Origin of the sequence: Marinobacter sp. LM1 (assembly GCF_042763285.1) — a bacterium.
Classification (GTDB): Bacteria; Pseudomonadota; Gammaproteobacteria; order Pseudomonadales; family Oleiphilaceae; genus Marinobacter; species Marinobacter nauticus.
In genome coordinates this window covers 1,716,068-1,735,172 of record NZ_CP114373.1, presented here as the reverse complement: position 1 = coordinate 1,735,172, position 19,105 = coordinate 1,716,068, and the positions used below count along the sequence as shown (strand labels likewise).

The window sequence follows — 19,105 nt, the reverse complement described above, 5'->3', positions numbered from 1 at the left end:
CACGGTTGGAACCTCGTATAGCACTGGAAATAATTTGGGGCGCACATTATCCAACTTAAAAGGCGATACGGCAAATAGCCGTTTGTCTGCCCCGACCATGACACTGTCACAACCGGGCGATAGAATAGCGCCGCCCCGGCAAATGATGCATTTATTCAGGAGAACGCTTGCCCCATGACCAAAGGCCAGGCCCACGCCCCGCTTATCGCCCCCGCTGCCCCTGAAAAGGCTGCCGACCACAGAAAATGGGGGCAACTGAATGGCTGTGCCGACGCCCTGGCCATCTGCGAGAGCGCCCGCGCCCACAAAGGTCTGACACTGGTCATCACTCAAAGTACCAGCGAAGCCATCCAGCTGGAGCAATCCATCCGGTTTTTCCTAGGGCTGCCCACGGATGAAGACGGCGCCATCATTACCTCCGATGGCATTGAGCTATTGTCGCTTCCGGACTGGGAAACACTGCCCTACGATCTGTTTTCGCCACACCAGGACATTACCTCGAGGCGGATTCGCTCCCTGCACCGGTTACCCGGCACACGCCACGGCATTCTGGTAGTACCGGCGCGCACCCTGATGCACCGGCTTGCCCCCCCAAGCTATCTGCAGGGTAACACCCTGCTGCTGGAAGTGGGCCAGACCCTGGATATCGACAGCTGGCGAATGCAACTGGAGGCAGCCGGTTATCATCATACCGACAACGTGTATGAACACGGCGAGTATGCGGTACGAGGGGCCATCCTCGACATTTACCCCATGGGCTCTAACCTGCCCTACCGCATTGATCTGTTCGATGACGAAATCGAAACCCTCCGGACCTTTGACCCGGAAACCCAGAGATCCATCGATAAAACCGAACGCATCGAACTTCTGCCGGCCAACGAATTTCCCTGGCACAAGGAAGCCCGCTCAGGCTTTCGCAATCGCTGGTTCGAATATTTCCCCAATGCCGACAAAGACGCGCCGGTTTACCAGGATGTTACCCACGGCATCACACCGCCTGGCATTGAGTACTATCTTCCACTGTTTTTCGATGCAACCGCCACGTTATTTGATTATCTGCCGGGCAACACTCTGGTGTTTACTGCCAACGGCCTCAATGATGCCGTCAATGCCTTTGATGCGGAAACGCGGGCCCGTTACGAAGACCGCCGCCACGATCGACTGCGCCCTATTCTGCCCCCCACCGAGCTGTTTCTGCAGCCGGATGAAGTGTTCGGGCAACTCAAACACTACCCGCGTATTACCTGCAGCAGTCAACCCGAAGACGGCGCGGGCGCCAGCAACTGCGGTACCGAATCTCTCCCGGATGTCGCCATGGACGGGCGCGCCGCTGATCCGGCAGGGCGCCTCAAACGGTTCATTCAGGAGTTCCACGGGCGCATCCTGATCTGTGCTGAATCGTCCGGGCGCCGGGAGGCGCTGATCGACAACCTGGCCGATCACAAGCTCAAGCTGTCAACCGTGCAGAGCTGGTCGGAATTCCTCGAAAACGAGAGCACCACTCTGGCCATCACCATTGCCCCACTGGAACAGGGCATGGTGTTGCCCGGCCAGAATCTGGCACTGATTACCGAATCGGCGTTGTTTGGCGAGCGGGTGCTGCAGCGTCGCCGGCGCCAGAAACCAACCGAAACCGACGATGCCGGCTACCGGGACCTGTCTGAACTGAGAATTGGCGCACCGGTCGTGCATATCGACCATGGCGTGGGGCGCTACAAGGGGCTGGAGACACTCACCGCCGGCGGCCAATCCGACGAATTCCTGACCCTGGAATACGCCGGCGGCTCCAAACTCTATGTACCGGTGTCCAGCCTGCACCTGATTTCCCGTTACGCCGGCACCGATGAGGAACACGCACCGCTCCACAAGCTCGGAACAGAACGCTGGAGCAACGCCAAGCAAAAAGCGCTGGAAAAAATCCGCGACACCGCCGCAGAACTGCTGGATGTTTACGCCCGCCGGGAAGCCCGGAAAGGCTTCCAGTTTGAGGACCCGAAAGAGGCCTATCGGACCTTTGCTGCCGGCTTCCCGTTTGAGGAGACGCCGGACCAGCAGGTGGCCATCGAATCGGTGTTCGAGGATATGACGAGCGAACGCCCGATGGACCGGCTGGTATGCGGCGATGTCGGCTTCGGTAAAACCGAAGTCGCCATGCGCGCGGCTTTTCTGGCCACCTGGTCTGGCAAACAGGTGGCCGTGCTGGTGCCCACTACTCTTCTGGCCCAGCAACATTACGAGTCGTTCCGTGACCGGTTCTCGGATACGCCGGTAACTGTAGAGCTTCTGAGTCGCTTCCGCAGCGGCAGCCAGACCAGCAAGGCCATCACTGCCATAGAGGAAGGCAAGGCAGATATCGTCATTGGCACCCACAAGCTTCTGCAAGGCGATATCAACTTCAAGAATCTGGGGCTGGTGATTATCGACGAAGAACACCGGTTTGGCGTTCAGCAGAAGGAAAAACTGAAATCCCTGCGGGCCGAGGTGGATATGCTGACCCTCACCGCCACACCGATTCCCAGAACCCTGAACATGGCTATGGGCCACCTGCGCGACCTGTCCATTATCGCGACCCCACCAGCCCGCCGGCTGTCGGTGAAAACCTTTGTGCGCCAGCGCGACGACGCCATGGTGAAAGAAGCGATTCTGCGGGAAATCCTGCGGGGCGGTCAGGTCTATTTCCTGCACAATGATGTCGCCACCATCGAGAAAACCGCGGAAGATCTGCGCAAACTGATTCCGGAGGCGCGGGTGGGTGTGGCACACGGCCAGATGCGCGAGCGCCAGCTGGAACAGATCATGTCGGATTTCTACCACAAGCGTTTCAACGTACTGGTGTGCACCACTATTGTGGAAACCGGCATCGACATCCCCAGCGCCAACACCATTATTATTGAACGGGCAGACAAATTTGGCCTGGCGCAGCTGCACCAGCTTCGGGGTCGCGTGGGCAGGTCTCATCACCAGGCGTACGCCTATCTGCTGACACCACCGCCAAAGGCCATTTCCGCCGATGCAAGGAAGCGACTGGATGCGATTTCCGAATCCCAGGACCTGGGCGCAGGCTTCATGCTGGCCACCCACGACCTGGAAATCCGGGGCGCTGGCGAGCTGCTGGGTGAAGAACAGAGCGGTCAGATCGAAAGCATCGGCTTTACCCTCTACATGCAGCTGCTGGACGAAGCCGTAAAAGCGATTCGCGACGGCCGCACGCCCAACGCCGAGCTGCCTCTCAGCCACGGCACCGAAATGAACCTGCGCATTCCGGCCCTGATTCCCGACGACTACCTGCCAGATGTCCACAACCGCCTGATGCTGTACAAGCGTATTGCCAGCGTGAAGGATCGTGAGGCATTAAAAGAACTTCAGGTTGAGATGATTGACCGCTTCGGATTATTACCGCCCCCGGCCAAGAACCTCATGCGCCAGGCACAGCTACGCTTGCAGGCAGAGACTCTGGGCATCGTGAAAGTGGATGCCGGCAAGGAATGGGTGCGGCTTGAGTTCGGGGCAACGACACCGGTCGACCCTCTCGAACTGGTTAAAAAAGTGCAATCCGCTCCGGATCGATACCGGCTCGAAGGCGCCAACAGCTTTCGCTTCCGGCTGAATGATGACTCAACCGATGGTAAACTCGACGCCATCGCAGCGATGCTCGAAGAACTGGCGCCCGACAAGGCCCCGGCAAAGGCATCATGACAAAAAAGGATTCAGGTGGAGTAACGCCCTTGCAAGCTCACATTTTATGCTCCCGGCAAACCCTGGCCAGTGCCGCGCTGTTCGCCTCAGTTGCATTCACACCGGCAACCCTGTGGGCCCAGGGCGCTTCAGGCAATGTCCCGAACGACTACTACCGGGCAGAGCTGGTGATTTTACAGCGTCTGGTGGACCCGGCCGGCATTGAAGAGCAGATGGCGAACAAGTCGGTGGAACCTGTCGAAGAGGCCGGCAAAACCCTTTGGGTGGAGCAGGAATCCGGGGAGCGGGTAACCGAACTCAACCTGATACCCCGCAACCAACTGCACCTGGGCGAGGCGGCCAACCGGCTCGAGCGAAGCGGTAACTACCGGGTACTGGCGAGTGCCGGCTGGTATGAAGCCTTTCCGCCCGACTACGAGGGCGAACCTCTGCGTGTCGCAATCGGTGACTGGCTGGCCGAGTCTGGCCAACGAGCGGTGGAAGGCCAGATCACCATTGACCGCCAGCGCTACCTGCACGTTAATGTGCAGCTTAACCACTGGGCCGTCAGCGACGATCCCGAGGCTGTGCCGGCAGAGCCTGAAACACCGCCTCAGACCGAAGCGGTTGCGGAGTTTTCCGATCAGGACTCTGGCAATACACTTGATAGCGAAACCGGTGGTTCAGCATCAGAAGGCACCGGTACCGCTTACCAACTCCGTCCGGCACCAGTAGAACTGGTGACCTGGATTCGTGAAACGCGGCGGATGCGCAGTGAGGAAATCCACTTCATCGACTCCCCCACCGTCGGCGTCCTGGTTTTCTTCAAGAAGATTGAGGGGTAAGCGCAAGCTGCCCCAGACTTGCCATTGAACGCTCCAGAATCTGCCGAACGCCGGACATGCCCTGGGCAATCGCTTCTTCAATCTCGGCCATGGTAATAATGTGGTCGGTTTTACCCGCAGCCCAGTTCACCACCAGCCCGAGGCTGACGTACCGCAAGCCCAGCTCTGCCGCCAGCACTGCCTCGGGCATGCCGGTCATACCAACGATGTCACAGCCATCCCGCTCCATCCTGCGGATTTCCGCCGCCGTCTCCAGCCTGGGCCCCTGCGTCGCGCCATAGACGCCAAACCCGGAAAATGACAGCGACGCCGCGCGAGCAGCATCAATCAACACCTGACGCGCTTCCTGATCGTAGGGCCAGGTAAAATCAATGTGTGTAACTTCCTCCAGCTCGCCTTCGAAGAAAGTGCTGGCCCGGCCCCAGGTGTAGTCGATCAGTTGATCCGGGATCACGATGTGGGCCGGCCCCATATTGGCATGTATGCCACCAACCGCGTTTACACCCACCAGCACCCGAGCGCCGGCATCATGCAACGCCTGAATGTTGGCCCGGTAATTGACCTGATGGGGCGGAATCCGGTGCGGGTTACCATGACGCGCGAGAAAGATAACAGGCTGATCACCTAGTTGCCCCCGCACCAGCGTGGAGGAGGGCTCACCCCACGCAGTTGTCACTGTCTCTTCTCCGGTGATCTGGATATTGCTCAGGCTGGTCAGCCCCGTACCACCGATAATGCCTACCGGTACATTGTCATTCGTTACTGTCATTCCCCGTCTCCGGAATCTGAATCGGCTTCACCGTAACCGCCATCATGATCGATATTTTTTCCGGATTTTCCGGAATCAGCGTCCTTGTCCGAGGACTTGTCGTTTGAGTCCTCACGCTTTGAGGAATCGCGCCCGTCTACCCGCACCCCATCCGGCAGATGCAGCGTGCGCGTCGGGAAGGCCACCTCGGCGCCATGGTTTTCGATGATGTCACTGATTTTCAGTAATACATCTTCCTTCACCTCATGGAAACGCACCCACTGGGTGGTTTTGGTAAAGGTGTACACCATGATATCCAGTGACGATGAGTTAAACGCCAGAAAATTAACGATCAAGGTCTCGTTGGCATCAATCTCTTCATGATTCTTCAGCATCTCCCGGATTTCGTCCACGATGGTTTTCATGGAATGCACATCGGCATAGCGAATGCCGATGGTCTCGTAGATCCGGCGATTGGTCATACGTGATGGGTTTTCCACTGCAATAGTGGTAAACGCCGCATTGGGGACATAAAGCGGGCGCTTGTCGAAGGTGCGAATGGTGGTCAGTCGCCATCCGATATGCTCAACCGTACCCTCAATGCTCCGATCCGGGGATCGAACCCAATCCCCCACCTTGAACGGACGGTCCAAATGGATAATGAAACCACCGAAAAAGTTCGCCAGGAGATCTTTCGCGGCAAAACCAACCGCGATGCCCCCGACACCACCAAATGCCAGCACGCCCGAAATACTGAAGCCCAGGGTTTGCAGGGCGGTCAGAGCGGCGGTAATAATCACAACCGCGCGCGACAGCTTGCTGATGGCATTGACCGTGGTGTAATCCATCGGCTTGCGCATCTTGATCGGAGAGGTGAGGATATTCTCGAACTGTTTGATCAGCCGAATAAAAAACCAGACCACCACCCAGACAAAACCGATCTGAAGCAACGTTCCGTTAGCCTTGAAGACCTCAGCCTCGGAAAAATGGTGAGCCACTTCGGCAGCCCAATACACCCCTTGGAGCCACACGAAAGCCACGACAGGGCGACGGACCGCGTGCAGAATAGCATCATCCCAAAGGTTATGAGTGCTGGCGAATTTGCGCTCCAGCGCAGAAATCACATGACTGGCAATATAGGCAACCGCCGCCGTCCCCAGCACGAGCAGGAAAACCAGCACACCGGCCCGCCAACCTTCAGATAGCAACCCGAACTGCTCTATCCAGCCATTCAGTACACCCAAAACTTCGCCAATCATCCTGTCCCTCTGAATTATGCGGATTAATAGATACTGACTGGAGTCCCCGCTGGAACCCGGTCAAAAAGCTCAACAATATCGGTATTGCGCATCCGGATGCAGCCATGGGATCTGGCAACTCCCATAGGTTCACTGTCCGGCGTGCCGTGGATATAGATAAAACGACGAAAAGTGTCTACCCCCGGCCCACGGTTTCGCCCCCATTCACAGCCACAAAGCCAGAGTATACGGGTAAGAATCCAGTCGCGCCCCGGGTTCGCTGCCGCCAGACTCTGGCTGTAGATCTCGCCAGTGGGGCGGCGCCCACGATACACCGTATTTAATGGCTGCCCTGCCCCGATTCGGGCGCGGATATAATGCTTGCCAACAGGGGTACAGCCACTGCCGTCGGCCTGGCCGGGGCCATTCAGGCCGGTGGATACCGGGTAGCGGGCAATGATATCACCCGATTGAGTAGCCAGTGTCAGGAACTGATTGGCGATATCAATGGACAGGGTAACCCCGGGGGGCTTGTTATCGGGCATTGGTAACGACTTCCCTCCGGCTGCGAACCAGAGGGAAGACTACCCGAGGCGGGGGAGTTCAGGCAACCGAAACGCCTGAAGCGGTAGGCGGCACCAGCATTTTGTCTGGAGCCTTCATGCCTGCGGCCAGGAACGGCACCAGGCGTGCGGCAATTTCCTGAACCGTGGTTTCAACGCCGAGCTTGTTTTCGAGAATATCAATCAGGGCATCACTGCTGGACATGGTGAAGGCCGTCGCTCCCAGCATGAACTGGATGCGCCAGTAGCGATCAACCGAGGACAACTCAGGCGTGGCCTCTTTGAGCAAGCGCATGAAACGACCAAATGGCTCACTGTATTCCTGTTCGAGAAATTTACGCAGGTGGCCCTGAGACTGGGTATAGGCAAGACCGAGCAGGCGCATGAAGATGGATATGCCTTTCTCATTACGCTGAGGCATGCGCACGGCACTTTCCGTAAGCGCCCACAGGGTCTGGTTCAGCGTGGGCGGCTGGCCATCACAACGCTCTTCGAGTTCATCAAAGGCGGTATCCAGGGTGGCCGAAAACGGCGTCAGGAACCGGGCGAACACGGCGTGGATCAGGGCATTCTTAGACCCAAAGTGATAATTGACAGCGGCCAGATTTACCTTAGCCTTACTGGTAATCATACGAAGCGATGTTTCCGAGAACCCACGCTCGGCAAACAGCTCTTCGGCAGCGTCAAGAATGCGGTCAACGGTATCAGACTGCGCCATTTTGTTGTCAGAGCCTCTAGCAAACGTCTGTTTGAAACATACGTTTGAAGGCCTGTCATGTCAAGCTCGGTCTTCAGGAACCGCCGCCACTGCCTGCCACCCCCGGTCTATCGCGTCCTGATTGCCGTCGAAAAACGCTTGCTGGACTTTGCCATAGGCTTTCTCGGCTTCCAGCAGATAGATAAGATACAGCCGAACATGTTCCCGCCGGGTAAGATAACGCGGCAACACCCGTTGCTCAGACAGTCTGAGCAATTCACTGAAGCGGGTATGACGCAGTGTCGGGTTGTACTCTGCCATACGCGCACACTGCCATATCAGCCCGTCCTTTCCCTCCAGGTGGGCCGCATGTTTGCGGGCATCCCGAAGCATGCGCTGACGGCGAATAATTAAATCCATATAGGAGGGGCTGGACGTGTAAATCCGACGGATAAACGGCACTCCCAGCAACAGAATAATCACGAAAGCGCCAAAACCTCCACCGGCTACCCAGGCCGGCACAAAACCGGTCAAACCACTGAGGAAAAACGTCGCAGCCAAAAGGGCACTGAAGATCCACAGGTCTCGGCTACGCCGCGCAGCTGCCATCTGATAGTTATCCGGCCAGTCCGACATAGCCAGCAAGTTGAAGTCCATCAGCAGAACCCGGTCACACTGCCTTAGCATAAGACGCAGCTTGCGCTGTCGCGACTCCGCCAGCGCCTGCTCGATATCCGGATTCTCCGACCCGGTCTCGGCAGTCCGATCCTGCGATTCCTGCGCCCCGGGCTGCTCGCTGCCAGATTCAGCGTTCGGGCCCTGGTCATCGTCAGCCTGCAGAGCAGCGGTTCTTTGCGCGGCATTGAGGGCAGATTCCGGTGTTGCCGGCACCGGATCAGCGGCCCGACCGGGGCGAAGGACCGCTCCGGATGCATTGGCCGGATCTGTCTTGTCTACTGCTGTATTTTCCGCCATTGAGCTCACTGTTCTTCAGGTTCTTTATGCAAGTATCGACCTTTACGAACAATTCTTGAATGTCGGCTTTGCCGTCATAAGCGGCTTGCAGACTTCTTGGCAACACTGGCAGGCGCCGGTATGCTTGCGCCAATCAACGGCTTTCAGGAGAGCATGTATGTTTACCGGTATCGTTCAGGGCATTGCACGGGTCGAAAACGTGATCGCGGCGCCGGGCCTGAGTACCTTCGTGATCGAGTTCCCGGAAGACCGGGTTCAGGGCGTAACCATCGGTGCCTCGGTTGCCATCAACGGCACCTGTCTGACGGTTACCCGCCAGGAAGGCCACCGGCTGTACTTCGACGCCATGCAGGAAACCCTGCGCTTGACCACCCTCGGCGACCTGAAACCCGGCGACGAAATCAACTTCGAGCGCGCCGCCCGAATCGGCGATGAAATCGGCGGCCATCTGCTCAGTGGCCATATCCACACTACCGCAACCATCGTCGATATTCTGCGGCCGGAAAACAACGTGACCCTATGGTTCGAACTACCGGAAACCTGGGCGAAGTACATCTTCCCCAAAGGCTACATTGCCATCAATGGCGCCAGCCTGACCATTGGCGAGGTGGAAGGTAACCGCTTCAACGTCCACCTTATCCCGGAGACCCTGCGTGCCACCACGTTTGGGAAGGCCACTAAGGGGCAAAAGGTCAACATCGAGATTGATAGTCAAACCCAGACCATCGTGGATACCCTCGCGCGCCTCGGCTACGATCGCCCGGCGACGGCCTGAGACTCACACCGCGCCATTCCGGGCTTCGAACACCACGAATTTCGGGCTTGCAGCTCTCTGTTCAACGCTGCTGAAGTATTGTTTCAGGGAACGGTGATACCCCAGGTGGCGATTGCCCACCATCAATACGCGGCCGCCCGGCGCCAGATGCCGGGCGGCATCCCTGAACAGTCTCAGTGCGATGTGATCGCCTACCACGCCACCCTCATGGAAGGGTGGGTTCAGCAGAATAAGCTGATAGTCAGGCAAATCATCTGCGATGCCGTCCTGATGCCATAAGTGCACGCAATCGCCGCCCTCATACCGGCTCAGGTTATGCTCAACACTGGCAATGGCCTGGCTGGATACGTCACTGAAATGCACTTCGGCACCCGGTCTGCCGGCAAGCGCAGACAACCCGAGCACGCCATTTCCACACGCCAGATCCAGAATCCGCCCAGCCGGGGGCACTCGACTAACCGTCTGAGGAATCAGCGGTAACAACTCCCGCGTGCCAATATCCAGCTTTTCTCTGGCAAACACTGCGGGCAGTGCCTCGACCGGCCCGGGCAATCCTGCCACCGGGTAGCCGCGCCATTGCTCCTGCCATTCCGGCAATGTGGCCGAGCCACCACGACACACCACTACCCGCGCCTTTTTGCGGGCAGGCAACACCTGTTCGGTGACCACCGCACTGGCGAACACATCAACACTACGATCGGGCAGATGCTTGATCATACCGCCCGCCAGTATGCGCCCGTCTTCCGCCAGCACGCTGTTGAGCCACCGTAACAACCAGGCCAGATAACCGGCCTGGCGGGGAATACGGAGCAGCACCAGATCAAAGGGCCCTGAGGGTGGCCGACGCCAGTTCAAAACCGCGGGGCAGTCGGGCAACGCCGGATTGAGCGAAGCGTTCGTCAACAGGGAGTGGGCGAGCGTCGCGCTGTCGGCAACTGTCTGCGGCTGATAGCAGGCAAGCCCGAGGGTCAGCGCACCAAACTGGTCGTCCACCACCAGCACGCGCAAACCGTATGCCAGATAAGGCTCCGCAGCCGACAACAACAACTCGTCGGCAGCGTCCCAGGCGCGCAGCCCAGCCGTTCCGCCAGGCCGGATCAGGCGGAGTTCACCGGCAGGTGTCTGGAGTCTGACAGTTGTCATTTTGGGCTTCCGTTGGCAGCTTTCGGGAAAATAAACACTTTTAGGCTGTTTATTCTAGAAATTAAACCTAAGTTAGGGGTGTTCACGCCGAACACCCTTTCCGGTCATGCCCCAGCCCTGACCCGGCTGGCCGGCCGCATTTTTCCGGACAAGATCTTTTGCCCCTTACCCCAGGGGCTTTTTTCTGTCTGTTTTTCAGCCCGACTTTTTCCGAAATGCCCGGTAAACGGTAAACCGCCGGTCCTGCGCAAGTTTCTCAACCGGGCCGATGTGTTGTCGAATCAGGGCTTCATACGGCAGAAAACTGTTGGCCACCAGCCTCAGCTCGCCGCCGTGCGCGAGATGCGCGGCCACCTGGGCCAGGAACTGCTCGGTCATGGAGGTATCGGTTTTTACACCGGTGTGGAAAGGCGGGTTGCTGATCACGGCCGGCCATTTGCCTTGAACGGCTGCCAGGCCATCGGCGGCAAAAATCTCACCGTTTACTCCTGCCTTACGGTAACTTTCCCGGGCACAGAACACGGCCTGCGCCTGAACATCGGTCCCATCTACTCGAATCGGCTTCTTCCCCGCCAACTGATGAAAACCATGCAGCCAGGACCCGATAACACCTGCACCGCAAGCGAAATCGAGCACCCGATCGACACCCAGGGGTGACTCAGCCAGGGTTTCCAACAACATCCGGGTGCCATCGTCCAGTCGACCCAGACTGAAAACGCCTGGCAAGCCGGCAACAGAGAGCGCCACGCCAGCGCAGGAAAGCTCCGTCCAGCTGAGCCAGTCAGTCAACCGGAATTCGGTCAGGGGTTGGGTATTTCTGCCGCACCAGACCTGGCAATGGCGGGCGCTGTCGACCTTTACAACCTCCCCGGCGACGACGGAAAACTGCTTTATGGCACCGGCAATGCCTTCCTTCTTCTCGCCAATAACCACCAGTGCCGCACCTGGTTTGCCGAGGTAACGAGCCAAAGCCAGGCGGAGCTCACACTCAGCCCGGGCTTTAGGCAAAAATACCACCACGGTATCGCAAGAGCCCTGCTGCTGCCGATCTGGCTCGTAACCAAAACAGCCAGCCCAGTCAGTGTCATGGGACAGGATTTGCCAAAGACCGGCGTGCTCGGTCATCGCGATACCGGGAACCGGGCATCGGGGCAAAAGCGATGCATCCGAGACGCCTAACAGCGCTGGGCGTCCATTCAACAGATGCGCATTGCGGAGCAGAACTTCGTGGGTATTGGGCAGTGCAGACATGGGTAGCGGACCATTGCCAGAATCATGAGCCGCGTATGCTAACCGGAAAAAAGCCCCGAGTCTGCCCTGTGGCATCAGTCGGGGCTGTCGCTATCGGGGTCGGCCTCTGGGGCCGCCCGGGAAGAGCCAGATATTATTTGTAACGTGCAACCGTACCCACACGCAGGGCGTCTTCAGGTGACATTCCCCAATCTTCCGGGGTGCGTGCTTCGGTGCGCTTGGCCTCAGCCCTTGCGCTATCCATGGCAGAACTTTCGTTTCTGCGGGTTCCCAGTGCCTGCAGGGCTTTCTGCATCAGTTCTTTCATGGTTTACCTCCCTTACTGCTTACAGTTGCTACTGTAACAGACGCAGAAGGTCACTACTGTGATGACGCCACGGGTCAGGAAGTGACGGACATCACGATTTTTTGACAGTTTTTGACAATCTTCGCATTATATTTTTTGGCGCCCGGAGCGGACCGGTCGTTCGATCAGCTCATCCAGGCTGGACTGACGAATCGTTTCCCGGTCTGCCTCACTGGCGATCGAGAGCCCCATATCCCTCAACAGACCGTCGGCCACGTCGTAAACGAAACCGTGCACAGTCAATGGCTGGCCGCGACGCCAGGCTTCCTGAACGATGTTGTTCTGGCACACATGCCCTACCTGCTCTACCACGTTCAGCTCACACAGGCGGTCTACCCGGTCCTGCACATTGGGAATGGCGTCCAGTACGGACTGGTGACGGTCACGCACGTCCTGAACATGGCGGAGCCAATTTGAAATCAGGCCAAAGCCTTCGTTCAGCAATGCCGCGCGCACGCCACCACAACCGTAATGCCCCACCACCAATACGTGTTTGACCTTCAACACTTCGATGGCGAACTGGAGCACCGACAGGCAGTTGAAATCTGTATGTACAACCACGTTGGCCACGTTTCTGTGCACGAAAAGTTCACCGGGGAGCAAGTCCACAATCTGGTTCGCAGGTACCCGACTGTCGGCACAGCCGATCCACAGGTACTCCGGTGCCTGCTGGTTCGAGAGCCGGTCAAAGAACTTCGGGTCCACCGACTTGATGCCATTGGCCCAGGCCCGGTTCTTGTCCAGTAGATGTTTCAGTGGTGCCATTATCTTGTTGCTCCTGCCATTGATTCCCGCTGCGGGATTGAACGGGAATCAACGACATAACGCAATAGTCAGTTGGTCGTTACGTCTTCCGGGCTCTGGTGCATGGTGCTTTGCGCCAGGTCCAGCAGCTCCCGCAGTGCGACCGAGAACATGGCGTATTCCGGTTCCCTTACACCTTTGAGTTCCGCCAGCATCGCGTTCCAGCGATCAATCATGTGCTGGTTGCGCTGCTCCCAGGCGTTCACACTATCGGTGACTTTCTCCGGGCTTTCAGCGGTTTTCAGCACACCGGTGGTCAGAGCCCGTTGCTGCCAGTCCAGATCCTCCCGGAAGCTTTCCCGCGCCAGGGCCTGCCAATGGGAACTTGGCGTCAACGCTGCGATGGCATTAGCGAACCAGGTCAGGTCGAGACGGTCACCCAGATCGTAGTACAGGTTGGCCACCGTTTTCAGCGGCATGCCTGTGGCTTCCTGTGCCTCGATAATACCAAGAGAGGAATACAGATAGCCGGTTCCTGCCAGCACCGACGCCAGTTCCTTCGGCAAACCCGCAGCCATCAGCTGATCATTGCGTTTTTCCCAATTGGCACGAGCCTGGTCGCCAAGGTATTCCGGCAGACCCGAGGTAATGGCCCAGACGCTGTCGGCAAACCGCTCCATGTGACTCTGGATATTGAGTTCTGCCCGGCGATTACGAAGCAACCAGCGCACAGCCCGACGCATCAGACGCATCAGATCCTGCATCAGCTCCATCTGCAGATCCGCAGAGATGTGGAAATCCAGGGCTTCGATCTTGTCCCACCAGCTGTCGATACGGAACACATCCCGGGCAATAATCCAGGCCAGGGCAATGGACGCCGCGTCAGCCCCGGTGGACTGGTTCAGGCGCTCCACAAAGGTAATGCCCATGTGGTTGACCATGTCGTTGGCGATCTGGGTTGCGATGATCTCCCGCCGCAGCTGGTGCTCACCCAGCTCCTTCGAGAAACGCTTGGTCAGATCCCGCGGGAAGACCTTGTACATCTCGCCCGCCAGCAGGGGGTTGTCCGGCAGATTGCTGTCGATCAGCACCTGCTTCAGGTCTCCTTTGACATAGGAGATCAGCACCGACAGCTCCGGCCTCGTCAGCCCTTTCTTGGCCAGCTTGCGCTCAGACAGGGTTTCGTCATCCGGCAGGAATTCCAGCGCCCGGTTGAGCTTGCCTTCGCTCTCGAAGGTATTCATCAGCCGACGATACTCTTCCAGCCGGGTGGCGGCATCCTCGCTGGCAATACTGATGGCCTGGGTCTGACGGTAATTGTTTTTCAACACCAGCGAGGCGACATCATCTGTCATTTCCTCCAGCATGATGTTGCGCTGCTTGCCAGTCAGATCGCCCATGGCCACCGCCCGGTTGAGCAGAATCTTCATGTTCACTTCATGGTCAGAGCAGTCCACCCCGCCCGAGTTGTCAATGAAGTCGGTATTCAGGCGCCCCCCCTTCAGGGCGTATTCAATCCGCCCCATCTGGGTGAAGCCGAGGTTACCGCCCTCGCCTACAACCTTGCAGCGCAGCTCCGCACCATTGATCCGCAGACCATCGTTGGCCTTGTCGCCCACGTCGGAATGGCTTTCACCGCTGCCCTTCACGTAAGTGCCGATACCACCAATCCAGAGCAGGTCCACTTCTGCCTTGAGGATGTGACTGATCAGCATGTTGGGCGGAACGCGATCTGCCTTGATGCCCAGCAGTTTCTTCATTTCCGGGCTGACCGGAATAGACTTGGCATTCCGGCTGAATACGCCACCGCCCTTGGAAATCAGCTTGGTGTCGTAATCGGTCCAGGCAGAACGCGGCAGTTCAAACAGGCGCTTGCGCTCCTTGTAGCTGCGTTCGGCGTCCGGGGTCGGGTCAATGAAGATGTGGATGTGGTTGAACGCGGCCACCAGCCGGGTCTTTTCCGAGCACAGCAGGCCATTGCCAAACACATCGCCCCCCATATCACCGATGCCGATCGCAGTGAACTCATCCACGGCCGGATTGATGCCCATCTCACGGAAGTGCCGCTCTACAGAAACCCAGGCGCCCCGGGCAGTAATGCCCATTTTTTTGTGGTCGTAACCGTTACTGCCACCGGAGGCGAAGGCATCGCCCATCCAGAAACCGTATTCCGCGGCCAGGCCATTGGCGATATCGGAGAAGGTGGCCGTGCCTTTGTCAGCCGCCACCACGAGATAGTGGTCGTCTTCATCATGGCGGATCACCCGCTCCGGCGGCTGGATGCCGGAATCCACCAGATTGTCAGTGATGTCCAGCAAGCCCCGAATGAACGTCTTGTAGGCCGCAATACCCTCAGCCTGGAATGCCTCCCGGTCGGACGGATCGGGCAGACGTTTGGCAACAAAGCCACCCTTGGCGCCCACCGGCACAATCACCGCGTTCTTCACTTGCTGGGCTTTTACCAGGCCCAGGATCTCCGTGCGGTAGTCCTCGAACCGATCCGACCAGCGCAGCCCCCCACGGGCTACCTTGCCGCCACGCAGGTGAACCCCCTCCACACGGGGGGAATACACAAAAATCTCGAACATGGGCAACGGCAGCGGCATGTCCGGAATCTGCGACGGGTCAAATTTTACACTGATGTAGGGCTTGGGCTGACCCTCGCCATCCGGCTGGTAGTAGTTGGTACGCAACGTCGCCTGCATCAGCTCCAGGTATAGCCGCAGCACCCGATCCTCGCTGAGGTTTTCCACCTCATCCAGACCGGCATTGAATTCGATTTCCAGTTTCTGCTGGGCCGCCTCACTTTTGCCCTTGCTCTTGAAGCGCTCAGGGTTGAAGCGAACCTCAAAGTATTCCAGCAGGATCCGTGTCAGGTTGACGTGGTTCACCAACGTGTTGGAAATGAACGTCTGACTATTGGAGAACCGGATCTGGCGCATGTAGCGGGCATAGGTGCGCAGCAACGCGATTTCACGCCAACTCATGTAGGAGGACAACAGCAGGCGGTTAAAGGCATCATTTTCCGCTTCACCGTGCCAGACCCGACGGAACAACTCCTCGAAAATCGGGCGGATACGGTGAATATCCACCACATTGCCGGTATGGGACTGCAGGGTGAAATCGTGAATCCACACGGTTTTACCCGTGCGGTCAATCACCTCGAACGGGTGCTCACCAATCACACGGAAGCCGAGATTGTCGAAAATCGGCATCACATCCGACAGCGGCAGCGGCTCATCGGGATAAAACAGTTTGAAATGCAGCGTGTTCTCGTCTTCTTCCAGGGCCCGATAGAAGCTCATGGCCAGATCATCGTCGCGGGCAGAGGCAGTGATGTGCTCCAGGTCGATGGCCGCCCGGCGGGGTGAAAACATGTCAGTGTAGCTGGCCGGGAAACCGCCTGCCCAGACGCGATACAGCTCATTGCCCTGCTCTTCGCCATAGGCTTCGCTTAATGCCTCGTAGAGGCCGTCTCGCCAGGATTGGGCAAGCTCAATGACCTTGTCGCGGATCTCCGCCAGCGGCAACTGGCGGTTTTCCACCTGTGGCACCCGGATGGTGAACTGTACCCGGGCCAGCACCGACTCGGAAAAATGAGTAACAAACTCAATGTCCTCGGCCTCCAGGCGATCCAGTAGTACCTGCTCCACCTTCAGGCGCAACTCGGTGTTGTAGATGTCCCTGGGGAAGAAGGCCAGACAGGTTACAAACTGACCGTAAACATCCTCCCGCATGAACAGCTCAATCCGGCGACGTTCCTGGATGTACAGAATGTTCTTGGCAACGCGCAGCAACTCATCGGTTTCGATCTGGAACAGCTCGTCCCGCGGGTAGAGCGTCAGGATCTGTTCCAGCTCCTTGCCGGCGTAATCGTCGGTCAGGAAACCGGACCGCTTCATCACGCTCTGGAACTTGCGCCGCAACAGCGGAATCTCATCGGGCCGCTCGTTATAGACCCGTGCGGTGTATAGACCGAGGAAGCGGCGTTCGCCCACCACTTCACCCTTGCTGTTGAATTTCTTGACCGCGATGTAGTCCGGATAGGCCGGCCGGTGCACGCGGGACCGCTGCGCAGACTTGGCGAAAATGAAGATGTCATCGGAACGGGTCATTTCATGGCGGGTACGCTGTGGCAGTTCATTCAGCCGGACCCGATCCGGGCGTTCGTTGTTGACCCGCAGGATACCCAGCTCCGAGTTCTCCACCCGGCGCACCACCATGCCCTGCTTATCCTTGGCAAAGTCGTATTCGTCGTACCCGAGGAATGTGAAGTGATCATCCACCAGCCAGGTCAGAAAAGCCCGGGCTTCTTCCTTACCTTCCTCACTGATCCCCGCCGTGGTCGCATCCAGCTCCTTGACGATCTCGCTGACCTTGTCTTTCACGATCGGGAAATCACCCACCGCAATGCGTACCTCGTGCAGCACTTTCTGCAGAGTCTGCTCCAGATCCCGCAGATCTTCCGGAGCACTGTGGCGGTCGATTTCAAGCACGATGAAAGCTTCGTAGCTTGCGTCCTTCGACGCCTTTTTGGTGGTGTGCAGCTTCTTCAGCTTGCCACTGTCATCCCGCTCCACCCGCAGGATGGAATGCTGAATGGAATGGGTGCCGATTTCCCGCTGATTGATGGCCATGCGCAGGGAATCAATCAGGAACGGAATATTGGGATGGAGAATAAAAATAACGCTGTGGGTGGACTGCCAGCCGTCGCTTTCCAGGTCCGGGTTGAACACCGAAACCGGGGTTTCATCGGCACTGCGCTTTTGCAGGAACTGCCAGGCCGCCAGAATGGCGCCGTAGGTATCCGAGAAGCGGCGACTGACCAGCTCCTCCAGAGGAATATGGGCGTAATGCTGTCGTGCAAAATCGGCGATCTTCTTCGCCTCGGTTTTTGCAATCTTTTCTGAGAACGCATCGGCCAACTGCTCGAAAAACTGATCCTTGCTGGCGATTGTCAGCGCATTCATATCCAACCTCTGGTTTGTGTGAAAGAAACGTAATCAGGGTATCGTCACATAAGCATAGTCAAACCCTTGATTTTTGCCGGCCAGACGCCAAAACTGCGGCAATCACTTACCCAGGCTTTCATCAATCAAGAGCAGTCATTTTCATGTCGTTACAGCAAACGTTCGGTGATCTCAGAGCTCAACTGGCCAAGCGCATTATCGGTCAGGACAAACTGGTCGACCGGCTTCTGATTGCCCTGCTGGCCGATGGCCACCTACTGGTTGAGGGCGCGCCGGGGCTGGCCAAAACCACCGCGGTGAAAGCACTTGCCGACCATCTGGAGGGCGACTTTCATCGCATTCAGTTCACTCCGGATCTGCTGCCGTCCGATGTCACCGGCAGCGAAATCTACCGCGCTGAAACCGGCACTTTTGAATTCCAGCGCGGCCCCATATTCCATAACCTGGTGCTGGCCGATGAAATCAACCGCGCACCGGCGAAAGTCCAGTCGGCCCTGCTCGAAGCCATGGGCGAACGCCAGATCAGCGTTGGCATGAGAACCTTTCCCCTGCCCAAACTGTTCATGGTGATGGCCACCCAGAATCCGATTGAACAGGAAGGCACCTACCCGCTGCCGGAAGCCCAGCTTGATCGCTTCCTCATGCATGTGGTGATCGACTATCCCTCTGCCGATGCTGAGCGTGAGATTCTGCACCTTGCGCGCAGTGACTACCGTCAGGGAATCCCGAACGTAGACATTCGTCTAACCCAGGAACAGGTGATGGCCGCCCGGCAGGCGGTCTCGGATATTTACATGGCGGAACCTGTCGAGCAGTACCTGCTGGCGCTGATTCTGGCCACCCGCGATGCCGCAGCCCTGGATCCTGAACTGGCGCGCTGGACCGCCTTCGGCGCCAGCCCCCGCGGCACTATCGCCCTGGACCGTTGCGCCCGGGCGCTGGCGTGGCTCGATGGCCGGGATTACGTAACACCGGACGATGTCCAGACCATGGCTTACGATGTACTGCGCCACCGGATTCTGTTGACCTTTGAGGCCGAGGCCGAAGGCATGACCGCCGATTCCGTGCTGCAGCGGCTGATCGACCGGGTTCCGGTTGCCGCCTGAGGTGTTGCTGACAGGAGACCATAACAACG

The 19,105-nt window shown here is 58.0% G+C and carries 14 protein-coding genes; 4 read left to right on the top strand and 10 right to left on the bottom strand.

Annotation, left to right across the window (positions count from 1 at the left end):
• Positions 1–174 precede the first annotated feature (174 nt).
• Positions 175–3,696 carry a transcription-repair coupling factor gene (mfd, locus tag OZ656_RS08120; RefSeq protein WP_288589530.1) on the top strand — a complete coding sequence of 1,174 codons (3,522 nt, stop codon included), beginning with the start codon at positions 175–177 and terminating at the stop codon, positions 3,694–3,696.
• Between the two features lie 29 nt (positions 3,697–3,725).
• On the top strand, positions 3,726–4,520 hold the full coding sequence (locus OZ656_RS08115; RefSeq protein WP_153740433.1) for a CsiV family protein: 795 nt from the start codon (positions 3,726–3,728) through the stop codon (positions 4,518–4,520).
• Here OZ656_RS08115 and OZ656_RS08110 read toward each other — a convergent pair.
• From OZ656_RS08110 to OZ656_RS08090, 5 genes are read right to left on the bottom strand one after another with little or no spacing between them, the layout of a single operon-like run.
• Complete coding sequence (locus OZ656_RS08110; protein ID WP_023009890.1) at positions 4,501–5,289, bottom strand: S-methyl-5'-thioinosine phosphorylase; 789 nt, start codon at positions 5,287–5,289, stop codon at positions 4,501–4,503. The genes OZ656_RS08115 and OZ656_RS08110 overlap by 20 nt on opposite strands.
• Positions 5,286–6,527: a mechanosensitive ion channel family protein gene (locus tag OZ656_RS08105; RefSeq protein WP_014421076.1), complete on the bottom strand. Its 1,242-nt coding sequence runs from the start codon at positions 6,525–6,527 to the stop codon at positions 5,286–5,288. The genes OZ656_RS08110 and OZ656_RS08105 overlap by 4 nt, the downstream gene beginning before the upstream one ends.
• A 23-nt stretch (positions 6,528–6,550) precedes the next feature.
• The gene (locus OZ656_RS08100) at positions 6,551–7,051 is read right to left on the bottom strand and encodes a L,D-transpeptidase (protein ID WP_023010568.1); all 501 of its coding nucleotides are present in this window, start codon (positions 7,049–7,051) and stop codon (positions 6,551–6,553) included.
• Positions 7,052–7,109: 58 nt separating this feature from the next.
• Complete coding sequence (locus tag OZ656_RS08095; protein WP_011785412.1) at positions 7,110–7,787, bottom strand: TetR/AcrR family transcriptional regulator; 678 nt, start codon at positions 7,785–7,787, stop codon at positions 7,110–7,112.
• A gap of 60 nt (positions 7,788–7,847) precedes the next feature.
• Positions 7,848–8,741, bottom strand: coding sequence for a hypothetical protein (locus OZ656_RS08090; RefSeq protein ID WP_022991586.1), 894 nt, complete (start codon positions 8,739–8,741; stop codon positions 7,848–7,850).
• Positions 8,742–8,898: 157 nt separating this feature from the next.
• Between OZ656_RS08090 and OZ656_RS08085 the strand changes: the two genes are divergently transcribed.
• Positions 8,899–9,516, top strand: a complete 618-nt coding sequence (locus tag OZ656_RS08085; protein WP_153740434.1) for a riboflavin synthase subunit alpha — start codon at positions 8,899–8,901, stop codon at positions 9,514–9,516.
• 3 nt (positions 9,517–9,519) lie between these two features.
• On the opposite strand, the gene OZ656_RS08080 is transcribed toward OZ656_RS08085, so the two are convergent.
• The 5 genes from OZ656_RS08080 to OZ656_RS08060 all read right to left on the bottom strand — a co-directional run bounded on the left by OZ656_RS08080 (position 9,520) and on the right by OZ656_RS08060 (position 17,970).
• Positions 9,520–10,659, bottom strand: coding sequence for a class I SAM-dependent methyltransferase (locus tag OZ656_RS08080; RefSeq protein ID WP_278351332.1), 1,140 nt, complete (start codon positions 10,657–10,659; stop codon positions 9,520–9,522).
• A gap of 195 nt (positions 10,660–10,854) precedes the next feature.
• Complete coding sequence (locus OZ656_RS08075) at positions 10,855–11,910, bottom strand: class I SAM-dependent methyltransferase (RefSeq protein ID WP_222179998.1); 1,056 nt, start codon at positions 11,908–11,910, stop codon at positions 10,855–10,857.
• A gap of 133 nt (positions 11,911–12,043) precedes the next feature.
• Positions 12,044–12,217, bottom strand: a complete 174-nt coding sequence (locus OZ656_RS08070) for a hypothetical protein (protein ID WP_014421070.1) — start codon at positions 12,215–12,217, stop codon at positions 12,044–12,046.
• Positions 12,218–12,343: 126 nt separating this feature from the next.
• Complete coding sequence (gene can, locus OZ656_RS08065; protein WP_011785417.1) at positions 12,344–13,021, bottom strand: carbonate dehydratase; 678 nt, start codon at positions 13,019–13,021, stop codon at positions 12,344–12,346.
• 68 nt (positions 13,022–13,089) lie between these two features.
• Positions 13,090–17,970, bottom strand: coding sequence for an NAD-glutamate dehydrogenase (locus OZ656_RS08060; RefSeq protein WP_278351331.1), 4,881 nt, complete (start codon positions 17,968–17,970; stop codon positions 13,090–13,092).
• A gap of 143 nt (positions 17,971–18,113) precedes the next feature.
• Between OZ656_RS08060 and OZ656_RS08055 the strand changes: the two genes are divergently transcribed.
• Entirely contained in the window at positions 18,114–19,076 is a 963-nt protein-coding gene (locus OZ656_RS08055) for a MoxR family ATPase (protein WP_222447887.1), read from the top strand.
• Positions 19,077–19,105 lie beyond the last annotated feature (29 nt).